7 protein-coding genes are annotated in these 14,302 nt (G+C 38.9%); 5 read left to right on the top strand and 2 right to left on the bottom strand.

The features are described 5' to 3' along the window. The first annotated feature begins 11 nt into the window (after nt 1–11). On the top strand, nt 12–1,427 hold the full coding sequence (locus tag ANA_RS00675; protein WP_015078114.1) for a DUF2079 domain-containing protein: 1,416 nt from the start codon (nt 12–14) through the stop codon (nt 1,425–1,427). Between the two features lie 104 nt (nt 1,428–1,531). Here the strand turns inward: ANA_RS00675 and ANA_RS00670 are convergent, their stop codons facing one another. Then, nucleotides 1,532–3,064: an ArnT family glycosyltransferase gene (locus ANA_RS00670; RefSeq protein WP_041457487.1), complete on the bottom strand. Its 1,533-nt coding sequence runs from the start codon at nt 3,062–3,064 to the stop codon at nt 1,532–1,534. 41 nt (nt 3,065–3,105) lie between these two features. Between ANA_RS00670 and ANA_RS00665 the strand changes: the two genes are divergently transcribed. From ANA_RS00665 to ANA_RS00655, 3 genes are all read left to right on the top strand, one after another. Further along, the gene (locus ANA_RS00665; protein WP_041457486.1) at nt 3,106–4,050 is read left to right on the top strand and encodes a glycosyltransferase family 2 protein; all 945 of its coding nucleotides are present in this window, start codon (nt 3,106–3,108) and stop codon (nt 4,048–4,050) included. 83 nt (nt 4,051–4,133) lie between these two features. After that, nucleotides 4,134–4,502, top strand: a complete 369-nt coding sequence (locus ANA_RS00660; protein WP_015078111.1) for an EamA family transporter — start codon at nt 4,134–4,136, stop codon at nt 4,500–4,502. Nucleotides 4,503–4,818: 316 nt separating this feature from the next. Further along, complete coding sequence (locus ANA_RS00655; protein WP_015078110.1) at nt 4,819–5,766, top strand: polysaccharide deacetylase family protein; 948 nt, start codon at nt 4,819–4,821, stop codon at nt 5,764–5,766. A gap of 527 nt (nt 5,767–6,293) precedes the next feature. On the opposite strand, the gene gltB is transcribed toward ANA_RS00655, so the two are convergent. Further along, nucleotides 6,294–10,985, bottom strand: coding sequence for a glutamate synthase large subunit (gltB, locus tag ANA_RS00650; RefSeq protein WP_015078109.1), 4,692 nt, complete (start codon nt 10,983–10,985; stop codon nt 6,294–6,296). 1,282 nt (nt 10,986–12,267) lie between these two features. Here gltB and ANA_RS00645 point away from each other — a divergent pair. Further along, nucleotides 12,268–14,118 (top strand): phosphodiester glycosidase family protein, encoded by a 1,851-nt coding sequence (locus tag ANA_RS00645; RefSeq protein ID WP_015078107.1) that lies wholly within the window; start codon nt 12,268–12,270, stop codon nt 14,116–14,118. The last annotated feature ends 184 nt before the right edge of the window (nt 14,119–14,302 follow it).

Below are 14,302 nucleotides of genomic sequence, written 5' to 3'. Positions count from 1 at the left end.
CAAATTCTAGTGTGGAAAAATTACTAGCTAAAAACGGACTTGCTACTATCAGTTGGATGATTGCGATAAGTGCTTTCATTTTATTTGCTTGTAGCAGTTTAAGACACTTCTTATTTCAATCAAATGCCCTTGATTTAGCAGTATTTGACCAATGGGTATATTTAGCAAGTCAAGAACTACCGCCAATTTCATCATTTTTTGGATTTCATCTGATTGGAGATCATGCAGCTTTCATCTTGTATCCAATCGCTTTACTATACAAAATTTATCCCGATGTCCACTGGCTATTTGCAGTACAAGCCATAGCCTTAGCATTGGGATGTTTACCTGTATATGCCTTGGGTTTACAAATAGGTTTATCAGTTAAGTATGCGCGAGCAATTGCCATTTCATACTTACTCTATCCTTGCTTATTTAATAGCAATTTTTTTACTGACTTCCGACCTGAAGCGATCGCAATTCCAGCAATATTATGGGCAATATGGGCAGGAATTGGTGGTAAAACTTGGCAGTTGATAGTAGCTATTCTGCTAGTTTTAATTTGCAAAGATAGTTTAAGTTTAACTGTAGTTGCTTTTGGGGTGTGGTTATGCTTTACCCAGAATCAGCGTAATTATGGAATCGGTTGTATTGCAGCAGGTGCAGTTTGGTATTTAGCAACAGTTGGTTATCTTGTTCCCATGCTGCGAGGTGGTCAAGCTGGTGGGGTTGTATTTTATGCTTCTATGGGTGATTCCCCTAAAGAAATTATATCGAATATCATTACTAATCCTGGCTTGATTTTAGGAAAATTCTTTTTACCTGAGACAATATTTTATTATTTATTCCTTGTACTTCCAGTCATCATTGGATTGCATTGGAGAGCAGCAATGACAATAATTCCTGCTTTACCAATGTTTTTGCTCAATATCATTTCTGATTATTCAGCACAACGAGACTTAGTTCACCATTATTCTTTAACAATTTTCCCATTTATTATTGTTTGGTTATTACGTTCAATATGGCAGTACCAGAAAGATAAAAAAAGACCTTGGCTAAAGCCAAAATTTTTAATTATTTGGGCTATTATTTCATTTTTGGTACTAGCCAAATATGAATTTTTCATCAACCGATATCTATCTAGTCTTTCCAATCTTAACTCTCTGCATACAGCAGTTAGTTTTGTTAAAACTCAAGGAAGTGTTTTAACAACATCTAGAATTGCTCCTCATTTAAGTCAACGCCAAATTATTAAGCTAATTAGTCCAGATTGGAAACCTGATAATACAAGTGGTGAAAAATTTGATTATGTACTACTTGATTTACGAACTAAAAATAATAATAATAAACTTGACTTTAATCCAGAATTAGGAAATCAACTTAAAAGCAACCCAGAATTTAAATTGACATATCAACAAGATGATGTTTATTTATTTACAAAAAATTAACGATATAAGACAGCAAAGTTTTAATTGAAACATCAAAATGATCAGGATTATCTATTATTGATGCGTAGGGGTTTAGCAATGCTAAACCCCTACAAATTATCATTTTAAAAAAACGAAATTAATGTAAATCCTTTAGCTTCTCCTATCATTTTACTCTGTTTTAAATTCATTTTCTGCAAATTCTCATTATCCACCAACAAATAAGATTTATGAACAAACTTATCCTGTAAATCGGCAATAGATGCAGGAATAATTTTACAATCACTATAAAAGTCTAAACTAGGACGACTATCAGGAAAAGAAGTATAAATCTGTGTTCCTGGTGGCACATTATCCTTAATTAATGTTGCCACTGGGACAACAGGAAATTTTTCATTTAACTCCCAAATCCATGATTGAGAACTCATCAATAGTGCTAAAACTAAATACATTCCCGTCAATAAAACAGAAATAAATTGCCGATTATGCTGATTAATTAACCATGATGTTATTACCATAGTTATTGCTAAAATAATACTCATAATAATTAACAATGGCTGTTTATCAAACATAATGAAATAAACACAACCCGCTAAACCAACAATAATTAAAAATCCGAAAAATCCCGTCAAAAACTTACTTCTAAACTTCCCACCTTGCCAAATATAACTTAAATTAGCCCCAATTGCTAAAGCTAAAAATGGATATACGGGCATAATATACCAGGGTAATTTTGTTCCCATTAAAGAAACTATGGCAAAATAAACAATTGTGCCAATCAGAGTTAAACAACCCCAAGCAGTATCACGGTTTTTCCAACTTAAATATAAACCTCCTGGCAAAAACAATAACCAGGGAAAACCATATTTTATGACTTCAAGTAAATAATACCAAACCGGACCAGTATTCCCTTCCACAGCTTTTCCCAGTCTATCAAAAGCTTGAGATTGAAAATGCACTTCTAAGAAAATATTGCCATAATGTTGCCATTGGGCAAAATACCAAGCAATAGCAGGGAAATTCCCTAACAGCATTCCTATCCATAGAAATGGATTTTTTAATATAGCTAATTGTTTATTAGCAAGAATAAATAAACCTGCTATTCCTGCCAAAACTACCACTAACATTCCCTTTGTGAGAGTAATTAAACCCAAACAAAACCCGATACCAAGAGCATATTTTTTATCATGACGCGCTTTGAGAACACAAAATAACAATAATAAGAAAAAGGAAATAGTCATCCCATCTAACATTGCCAATCTACCATGACGAACCACAGGCAATAATGTTAAATAAACCAAAGCTGAAAATAAAGCTGGTAAATTTTCTCTAAAAGCTAAACGTCCAATTAAGTAAAGTAAAGGAACTCCTAAAGCTGTTAAAAATGCTCCCGGAAATCTGGTCGTAAACTCCTGCACTCCTCCTATGTGATAGCAAATAGCAATTAACCATTGCATTAAAGGTGGTTTTAATAAAAAAGGATCTCCTTGTATAGTAGGATAAAGCCAGTTACCCGTGCGGTAAATTTCTCTAGCGACTATAGCATAAGTGCCTTCATCCCAATCTCGTAAAGGTAAATTACCCAAACCTATCAACCATAAAATTAAAGATGCCAAAAGTAAGCCGAAAAAGTATTCTTTTTGTGAGAATGAACGCATTATTATTAAATGTTAAATAAACTTAATTATTAATTATGATGATGAATCAGCCTATCTACTCCCTAGTTATCCCCATTTATAACGAAGAAGAAAATATCACTGAGATGTATCGTAGGTTACATCATGTCATGGAGCAGTTAGACGGTGATGTAGAACTAATTTTAATTGATGATGGTAGCCGCGATCGCTCTTTAAAGATGATGCGCGAATTACATCATCGTGATAATCGAGTCCATTACCTCAGTCTAGCCCGGAATTTTGGGCATCAAATCGCCGTTACCGCTGGTTTGAACTTTGTCCAAGGCAAATGTATCATTGTTATGGATGCCGATCTCCAAGATCCACCAGAACTAATTTTAACAATGATCGAAAAATGGCATCAAGAATACCAAGTAGTATATGCTCAAAGAATATCTCGTCAACAAGAAAGCCGACTAAAACGCTTGACAGCATATCTTTTTTATCGCATTCTTCGACGCTTGGCTAAAGTTGATATTCCTGTGGATACAGGAGATTTTTGCTTAATGGATAGACAAGTAGTAGATATATTGAATTCTATGCCTGAACGCAATCGCTACATTCGCGGTTTACGTGCTTGGGTAGGTTTTCGACAAACCTCTGTACTTTTTGAAAGAAACCCTCGCTTTGCAGGAGATGTAAAATATACCTTTGGTAAATCTTTATCTTTAGCAATTGATGGTATTATCTCTTTTTCCACAGTTCCTTTACGACTAGCAACCTACTTAGGGATTATCTCCGCTGCGATCGCTATGATTATGATAATATTAGTGCTTTATTGGCGAATCTTTGCCCCAGTATCTCATTTAATTGGTTATACATTAATTACAATTTCCATGTTTTTCTTAGGTTCAGTTCAATTAATTTGTATTGGGATTTTAGGTGAATACATTGGCCGAATATACGAAGAAGTAAAAGGTCGTCCTCTTTATACATTAAAAGAAACTGGAGGGTTTACAAAAACCTGAAATATAAAAATCTGGTTTGATTTTGAGGCAAAGGTATGGCAGCAAAGCATAATATTCAATCAATAAAGTTAAGGTAATATTCAGTGTCAATACCAGAATTTATTTTACTGTTAATCTCCGTCCTCATCAGTGTAGCAGGACAATTTTCTTTAAAAATGGGAGCAATCAAATTAGGTAAAGTGCATGGAGGGAATATTATTAGTCTCATTCTCAACATGATCACCATCCCGGAACTTTTATTAGGATTAACCTGTTATGGTATTGGTGCAGTAGCCTATATCTTACTACTAACCAGAGTCAATCTGAGTGTTGCTGCACCAGCCGTATCAGTTGGTTATATATTTTCTGTATTCCTGGGGTACTTTATTTTAAAAGAACCTATTTCTCTAACCCGTGTTTTTGGATTAGGTTTGATTGTCACTGGGGTGATATTAGTAGTTTGGAAAAAATAAACTCAAGACAAAATAAACTAACATTGAAAAGTCATCAATCGGTGATAGAATATATCTGTTCAAGGCTAGAATAGTAGCTAACGTAACTACCAAATATCATTCACAAGTGAGAAACTATATTCAGTTAATTATCATCTAACTACTCATGACATTGAGGAAAAAATAACTTTTTCTTTAATAGTAAATCATGAGTCCAAGCAACACAATATACGTGAATACCTAAATACATCCTCAATTTTTAGAAAAATGTGTTATAACCTACCGTCAGAGCCATCACTACCATCATTGGTTGCTCACCCCTTGAAGGAGTTACACTGTGGAAAATAATAAGTCATTTTTGGGAACGCAGGGAATATTAATTGGATTAATTGGACTAACTGGTACTTTAAGCATTGCTTTGATGATTCTATTCAAAGCCAAAATCTCTGATGCTCAAAACCAAAACGTCATTGTTAAAAATAAAGATATTGCTGCTAATGTGAAAACTCAGCAGCGGTTAGAGGAATTTAAAACAGAAATGCTGACCAGTTGGCAACAAGAAGCACAAGCCAAAGGGTTTTCTACTGATGTACCACCTAAATTTCAAGGGATTGTAATTAGCGAAGCTAAACTTCCTCCAGAAAAAAAAGTTATTGCCTTAACGTTTGATGATGGTCCTTGGCCTAGTAGTACCGCAAAAGTATTAGATATTCTCAAAAAAAATAATATCAAAGGTACATTTTTCGTTGTTGGCCAAAATGTCAAGAATTATCCCGATTTAACAAAGCGGGTAGTTACAGATGGTCATATTATTGCTAACCATACTTGGCATCATTGGTATCATCACATGAATGCACAGACAGCAGCTTACGAAGTTGCTAATACAACAGACATAATTTATAAGACTACTGGTATAAAAACCAGTCTGTTTCGTCCACCAGGAGGAAACATGAGGAATGGAGTAGCGGCTTATGCTAAAAGTAATAAATATGCTGTTATTATGTGGTCGTCTGATTCTATGGACTATTCACGTCCGGGTGTGCCAAGACTAATTAATAACATATTTAGGGAAGCTAAACCAGGGGGTATTGTGTTAATGCACGATGGTGGTGGCGATCGCTCTCACACTGTCAAAGCCTTACCAGAAATCATTAGCAAGTTCCGTAAACAGGGTTATGAATTTGTCACTGTTCCCGAACTGTTAGAAATGCAAGATCAATATCCACAGTTAGTTGCTCAGAATAAAACAAAATCTCAAAAACCTCAAAAACCCAAGAAGCCTTAAAGAATGTCTGAATCAGGATACCCACCGATTAAAGGATGAAGAGGATAAATACAGAAAAGGTCTGATTCAGGATAACCACCGATTAAAGAATAAACAGAATGAATACAAACAAAGTATTTAAGAGGTTGTTTGAAAAGTATTATATCAAACCAGTAATCTCCAAAAACCTAACCCCCCTACCCCCCTTCCCTGCAAGGGAATGGGGGTTTTAAAGCCTCTCCCCTGCAAGGGGAGAGGTTTGGAGAGGGGTCAGTCTATACATTCAAAACTTTTCAAACACCCTCTAATTAAATTCTGTAAATCCTTAAATCCTGTAAATCCTGATTCAGACAAAAAAGAATTAAAGAATAAACAGAATGAATACAAACAAAGTATTTCATTAAATCCTGTAAATCCTTAAATCCTGTAAATCCTGATTCAGACAAAAAAGAATTAAAGAATAAACAGAATGAATACAAACAAAGTATTTCATTAAATCCTGTAAATCCTTAAATCCTGTAAATCCTGTAAATCCTGATTCAGACAAATTACACAGAACTTAACTGTTTTTCCTCAGTTTTTGCCTCGGGACTATCAGCTTCAGAAGGTGGTACTAATTGCCAGAACTTAGGTAAATATTCTGCCCAATTGGCGATAATTTCCTGGGCTTTAGGTGAACCAGTGCGACGCTCGTGAGTTTTAATGAGATCATACAATTGTTGTCTGCCCACATCACTTACAACTCGTTGCACCTTGACAATGGCATGATTAACTAAATCAGGGAAATTACCAGTTTCATCCAAGAAATAAGCTAATCCGCCGGTCATTCCTGCACCCACGTTGCGGCCAACCTTACCCAGAACAACAATCACACCACCAGTCATATACTCGCAGCAATGATCACCAGCCCCTTCAATCACGGCTGTACCTTTAGAGTTCCGCACCGCAAACCGTTCTCCAGCTAAACCATTGGCAAATAACGCCCCACCTGTCGCCCCATAAAGGCAGGTATTCCCCACAATCACGTTTTCTGCTGGGTCATAAGTGGCATTTGCTGGGGGCTGAATAATAATTTCCCCACCGTTCATTCCCTTCCCTACATAGTCGTTAGCTTCCCCTACCAGGTTGAGAATCACACCATCGAGGTTAAATGCGCCGAAGCTTTGCCCCACACTTCCTTGGAAATTCAGGTTTATTTGCCCTGTAAAGCCGTTGTCACCATGTCGAGATGCGATCGCTCCAGTCAACCTTGTACCGACGGTTCTATCGGTATTGACGACGGTAACGGTTTTACTAACTGTGCCATTTCTCTTAATTGCCGTTTGAATATCTGCATCTGCTAGTAACTGATCATCCAACACTGGTCCATTACTGTGAACTTCTTCATGTACTAACCAACTACGATTAGTTTTTGTGTCTGGTAGTTTAGTTAAACAATCCAAATTCAAAGCTTGGGTTTTATTCAGTTTGACTTCAGAACGCACCGTTAATAAATCAGCGCGGCCAATTACTTCTGATAAAGAACGATATCCCAATTTAGCCAACAGACTCCGCACTTCTTCCGCAATGAAGTAGAAGAAGTTGACAACGTGTTCAGGAATGCCGGTAAACCGTTTCCGCATTTCTTCCTTCTGAGAAGCTATCCCCACAGGACAATTATTAGTGTGGCAAATCCGCGCCATAATGCAGCCTTCCGCAATCATGGCTATCGAACCAAACCCAAACTCCTCCGCCCCCATTAACGCCCCAATCAGGACATCCCAGCCGCTTTTCAGACCACCATCTACACGCAAGATGACGCGATCGCGCAACCTATTTTCCATCAAGACCCGATGTACTTCTGTTAAACCCAGTTCCCAGGGACTACCTGCGTGTTTAATCGAAGAAAGCGGTGATGCACCAGTACCACCATCATGACCCGAAATTTGGATAATATCGGCGTTAGCTTTAGCTACACCCGCCGCAATTGTGCCAATTCCAATTTCTGCGACCAATTTCACCGAAACTTGGGCTTTCGGGTTAATTTGGTGCAAGTCAAAAATCAACTGGGCTAAGTCTTCAATGGAATAAATATCATGGTGTGGTGGTGGAGAAATCAAAGTTACACCGGGCTTAGAACGGCGCAACATCGCAATATAGGGGCTTACCTTGGGTCCGGGTAACTGTCCACCTTCTCCTGGTTTTGCACCTTGGGCAATTTTGATTTCTAATTGTTGGGCTGTAGCTAAGTATTGGGGAGTAACGCCGAACCGTCCCGATGCAATTTGTCTAATGGCACTTGCAGCCGTATCACCATTTTTCAACCCATTGAGATGAGGAAGCGTCGCAGATTTACCAGCCGTATCCACATCATTTAAAACATTGTAACGAACCGGATCTTCTCCACCTTCACCAGAATTAGATTTACCACCAATACGATTCATAGCGATCGCTAAAGTTTCATGTGCTTCTCGTGATAACGCCCCTAAAGACATTCCCCCGGTACAGAAACGTTTAACAATATTACTAACTGATTCTACCTCTTCTATTGGAATTGATGAGCGCTCGCTGTGGAAGTCTAGCAAATCACGCAACGCCGTCACCGGACGATTATGCAGATGTTGTTTATAAACCTCATAATGGTCATACTGCTTACCATTGACAGCCTTATGCAGCGACTTCGCTAATTCTGGGCTATTCATGTGGTATTCACCACCGGGACGGTATTGCACAAAACCTAAGTTTTCCAACTTCTTCGCCGTCAATTCTGGGAAAGCCTTACTGTGGAAAGATAGTACCTCTTGCGCTAACTCACTCACACTTAAACCACCAATGCGGGAAGTTGTTCCTCGGAAACCCAAAGCCAACAAATCACCACCAATCCCAATAGCTTCAAATATTTGCGCTGCTTGATAACTGGAAAGTAGGGAAATTCCCATCTTAGAAAGGATTTTCAGCAAACCCGATTCTATAGCTTTGCGATAATTTTCTCTGGCTTGGTTTAAAGTCAAAGTGGCAATTTTGCCCCTAGTCATAAACTGCTGAGTTTTAGGTTCATGCCACCAAGCAGTTACAGTATCTAAAGCCATATAGGGACAAACTGCACCCGCACCATAACCCAACAAACAAGCAAAATGATGGGTACTCCAACATTGGGCTGTATCCACAATTAAGGATGTTTTCATCCGTAACCCTTCACGGATTAAGTGATGGTGAACCGCACCAATAGCTAATAAAGGAGGAATATAGGTATATTCTGCCGCAATCCCTGTACCTGTTCTGTCACTTAATATGAGAATCTTCGCACCAGCCCGCACCGATTCCGCAGCTTGTTTTTGCAAAGATTCCACAGCCGTTTTTAAACCATTTGGGCCTGTGGCTATGGGGAATAAAGTTGACAATTCAGCCGTTGCAAATCCTGACAACTTAATAGTTTCCAACTCTGTTTGAGTCAGTACAGGAGACTCCAACTTGAGTCTGCGGGCGTATTCTGGCTTGGGTTCTAATAAATTCCCCTTTTCACCCAATTCCACCGTCAGAGACATCACCAACTTTTCCCGTAAAGGGTCAATTGCTGGATTGGTAACTTGAGCAAATCGCTGTTTAAAATAGTCATACAGCAAATGGGATTTTTCTGACAATACCGCTAAAGGAATATCATCTCCCATACAGAAAGTTGCTTCTGCACCAGTGCTGGCCATGGGGTGAATCACCATTTCCACATCTTCTATGGTGTAGCCAAAGGCAATTTGCTGTTGTAATAAAACTTGGGGATCAATTTTGTCAGTGGTCAGTTGTTCGTTGTTCGTTGACAAATGCCCATTACCATTACCGTTACCATTGCCATTAACTACAGACTGACCCTTCACTAATTTACTCAATTCTTGGCGATGCTGTTGCAACCATTCCCCATAGGGATGCTGTTTAGCAATGCGTTGTTTAATTTCCCAGTTCTTGAGAATTTCCTGGGTATTTAAATCCACCGCAATCATTTGTCCAGGGCCAAGTCTACCTTTTTCGAGAATATTCTCTTCCGGGAAATCTACAACTCCAGCTTCGGACGCAACAACGATATAATCATCTTTGGTAATGACATAACGTGCAGGTCTTAAACCATTACGATCTAATGTCGCCCCAACTTTTTTACCATCGCTAAATACTAACAGTGCAGGTCCATCCCATGATTCTTGCAACCCGCTGTAATATTCATAAAAATCCACAATTTCGGGATATTCAGCCAAGGAAGGTTGATTTTTATAAGCTTCAGGAACCATCATCATTAACCCTTCTAAGGGGCTGCGTCCCGAACGCACCAATAACTCTAGTACATTGTCTAAAGTAGCGGAATCGCTATTATTAACGTTTACCAATGGCTTGAGTTCGTCAAACCTGTCTTCCCAAATCGGATGACTAAGGGTAGCTTCCCGTGCCATCATCCAATTAATATTCCCCAATAGGGTATTAATTTCTCCATTGTGACCTAATAGCCGCATGGGTTGGGCTAAAGGCCATTTAGGCATGGTATTGGTACTAAATCGGCGATGATATACCGCAAATGCCACTTTAAAAGCCGGATTTTTGAGATCTTCGTAAAAATCCCCCAAGACAGCGGAACGCACCATGCCTTTATAAACAATTGTCCGGCTAGACAAGGAACAGATGTAGAAATCCTCAGAAATTCTTCTTCCCGCTTGCATAATGCGTTTACTGGCAATATACAATTCTCTTTCTAGTTCATCACCGCTTTTATCAGCACAATCAATTATCACCTGTTCTATTTGGGGTTGATTTTCTTTAGCTTGCACCCCTAATACTTCTGGACACACTGGAACTACTCGCCAGCCCAGTATATTTAATTTTTCTTCTGCTGCGATTTGCTCAAATGCAGTTTTAGCAGCTTTGGCGGCTGTTGCGTCTTGGGGAAAAAATATCATCCCCACAGCCATATTACTTAGATGAGAAAAATCAATTGCATTACTATTTTCCTGTGCTAATAATTCCCAAGGAATCGCTGTTAATATCCCCGCACCATCACCAGAATCTTGGTCAGCACTACAACCACCTCTATGTTCTAAGCAAGTTAAAGCAGTTAAGGCTTTAGCCAGAATTTCATGACTGGCAATATTTTGACGATGGGTAATAAACCCGACTCCACAAGCATCCCTTTCTTCTACTAGCCACTTTGGTCCTGGATATGTATCTGGAAAATTAGTATCTGACACTGTAATTTGCTGACCCTGATTTGATGGTTGATGATTCATACTCTATTCCTGAAATGTTGAGGTACAGATGTTGTTATTACTGCTTAGAGGGAAATTTTCTCAGTTTTGGCACTGGATAAAAAATACATAATTACCAAAGTTTAGGGATAACAATTTTAGCTTGACATTTAGTCGAAGCTGTGCTACCAATGCCTATTTATTTTTTATTTGTTTATGCACTGTTAAAAAACTACCTTAATCCAGAAGAACCTGTAAATTCAATCGTTTTGAAGTTTGCAGTTTTTTTGCTGATGGCTTACACCATACTTGCTTATTCCTATTCTTGGCTGATACTGATAGTTCACCAAAATTAGTCTATTTTCACTATATGCCCATTTGACAATTCCTAAAATATATCTGTTTTTTCCTGTATTTTGGCTGTTTATTCATTGGCAACCACAGGAACTTTAGATTTTAGATTCAAACCCCAAAATCCAAAATTTTAGATATGAGGATAGGGTGTGCGAATTTCACCTTTAACCCCTAACAGTATCATAGCAGTCTCTAAGTGATTTGTATTATTTAAAACAATTTTAGCTAGTATTTTTAGCACGATAATTGTTTGCTACTCTGAACAAGAGACAAAGACCCAAAATAAATATTATCACGGTTATTTCTAAAAAAGATAATTATTTTTTAAATTTTCTGATAAATTTTCGTTAGAGGATGTTTGAAAAGTTTATGGCGAATATAATTCGCTACTACACAAACGAAGTCCACCTATTCCTGCGGTCTCCTAAGGGATACGTGGACTAATGAAAAATCAAGGTTTTTAACCCACGAAGGTGGGTTTTGCCTGCGTAGCCGCGATTTCTAATCGCTGGGTTTTGCATAATCACGTTCCCAAATACCGAGTCATTGACACTCTCAGAGGCTTTAGCTGCTGAGATTCTGCTGACAGATTGAGATTAGGGAGTACCCAAAGTCTAATTCTCGCTGCGTTCGTCAAACAACGCCTACTTAGTTACTCTAAGTCCAGCTTAGGTTTCTAGCTACTTTTATCATTTTGGTGCTTTCAGAGGCCATCACTCAGCCAAGATCCGGTACGCTCCACAACCTGCCATTAATCGCTCTTTCTCGTCCTACTGCCGTTAGGACTTAAACCTAACCGTTGTTTCACGGGAGCCGGGATTTCTCCGATACTAGGATGTTTCAACACGTAGATAGTTATTCCTACTCACAATCTCATTTTAGCATAAAATACCACTGCGGTTAAAACCGCTCGTGTCCCTTCCCTCTCAGGGAGCCAAGCCACTGAGTTTCCCGCTTACCGCGAGGTTTTATGATTCTGAAAATACTCAATTCTGTGTTACCGCTACTGTCAACAGCGCTGTGTTTGACTGCTACTTATAGGGTATTTGCTGAAAATACTCCTAGTTTACCAACTCCCGTTCCCAGTGCCGTTAGTGCTGGTAATCAAATTATTCTCAATGGACGCACCTTACCAGGAGCATGGTTACAACCAACAGCAACCACCGTTAAAGGACAAACTTATCTGAGTGATGGCGCAGTTAAGCAATTAATGGGGATAGATTTACTCAATAGTAGTAATCCTGGCAAACAACCAGTACAGTGGTTTTCTGGCTTGACAAATCCCCCTATTCTCAATACTAATCTCAGCGAAGGATATCGCTATTTAGATATTACTCAATTAGCCCAAACAGCTAAATGGCAAATCCAAGCTAATGGTAGCACTTTAGTAATTTCTACTCCCCCTTCTCAACTGAAAAATATCCGTCTTGGTAAACAACCACAAGGAGATAGAGTTGTCCTCGATTTAGATATAGCGACCCCTTGGCAAATTCGACAAGAATTACCAGTTAAAAAAGTAGTAGATCCTGATGAGATTATCCCTAAATCTACCACACCACCCAATCGAGAATGGACTCTCACCCTAGATGGTACTGCTGATCCGGCTTTAATACAACGCTATAACTCTCAACCCACTACACCGCCTATTCCCGCATCAATAATTCAAAAAGTGGAAATGGTGAATAATCAAACAATTGTGCGTTTGAGCGTTCCCTTTGGTCAGTCTCTACAAGTTAGCACTATTCCCCAACCAAATCGCTTAGTTATTGATATTCAACCTGATGCCATGGTAGAAAAAACTATTGCTTGGGCGCAGGGATTACAATGGCGACAGCAGTTGGTAGCTTTAGGAACAGATCGCTTTCCTGTGGTTTGGCTAGATATTAACCCTCGTGCTATAGGATTAAGCATTAAGCCTATATTAACTAATCCGCAAACATTAACTGGGACTGCCCCTTTGTTGCTAACTGCTCAAAATTACTTAGCAGTAGCCGCAATTAATGGTGGTTATTTTAACCGCAATAATAAATTACCTTTAGGGGCAATTCGGCGAGATAATCAATGGATATCCGGTCCAATTCTCAACCGGGGAGCGATCGCTTGGAATAATAACGGACAATTTTATTTTGGTCGGCTGACCCTCACAGAAACCTTAATTACCAACAATAATCAACGGTTACCCATTTCCTTACTTAATACTGGCTATGTCCAACGCGGTATTGCTCGTTATACTCCAGTATGGGGAAATACTTATACACCTTTAGCTGATAATGAAATTATCGTAGTTGTGGAAAACAATCAAGTAATTAATCAGTTAGCAGGTGATAAAAGTGGTATAACTGCTATTCCCATTCCCCAAAATGGTTATCTCCTCATCTTCCGCAATCAGACACCACAATTACCCATGGGGACAAAAGTTTCCCTGACCAGCAACACCACCACACCTGAATTTAGTCGCTACCCCCACATTATTGGTGCAGGTCCCCTATTAGTCCAAAATCGGCAAATAGTCCTGGACGGACCAGGAGAAACATTCAGCCCTGCTTTTATGAAAGGTCAAGCAGTTCGTAGCAGTATTTGTACTACCTCCAGAGGTAATCTGATGATTGCTGCTGTACATAATCGGGCTGGTGGTGGTGGTCCAACCTTGGAGGAACAGGCAAAATTAATGCAAACAATGGGTTGTATCAATGCTTTAAATTTAGATGGTGGTAGTTCTACCAGTCTTTATTTAGGCGGTCAGTTACTTGACCGTTCCCCCAATACAGCAGCCCGTGTTCACAATGGGATTGGGCTTTTTATATCACCAAAGAGGCAATAGAGAATTTTTAACAACTGACCACTAACCACTGACAACTGACAACTGACCACCAACAAAAGAGATTATTTTTTGATGAAGACTTTGTGTGGACAGATTAGTTTCCGCCAGGGACTTTACCAGTCAAGGGTGAGTTTTGCTATCTTGATCAAAGTGGCTAAATCTGGCCCCCTTTTCCATCAACTGT

Source organism: Anabaena sp. 90 (assembly GCF_000312705.1).
Lineage (GTDB): Bacteria > Cyanobacteriota > Cyanobacteriia > Cyanobacteriales > Nostocaceae > Dolichospermum > Dolichospermum lemmermannii.
The sequence above is the reverse complement of the archived record's forward strand: the minus strand, read 5'-3'. Positions and strand labels throughout refer to the sequence as shown.

Coding starts and splice junctions, on each gene's coding strand:
- gltB (WP_015078109.1), bottom strand. CDS start 10,985: ATGAATCATCAACCATCAAATCAGGGTCAGCAAATTACAGTGTCAGAT.
- ANA_RS00645 (WP_015078107.1), top strand. CDS start 12,268: ATGATTCTGAAAATACTCAATTCTGTGTTACCGCTACTGTCAACAGCG.
- ANA_RS00670 (WP_041457487.1), bottom strand. CDS start 3,064: ATGCGTTCATTCTCACAAAAAGAATACTTTTTCGGCTTACTTTTGGCA.
- ANA_RS00665 (WP_041457486.1), top strand. CDS start 3,106: ATGAATCAGCCTATCTACTCCCTAGTTATCCCCATTTATAACGAAGAA.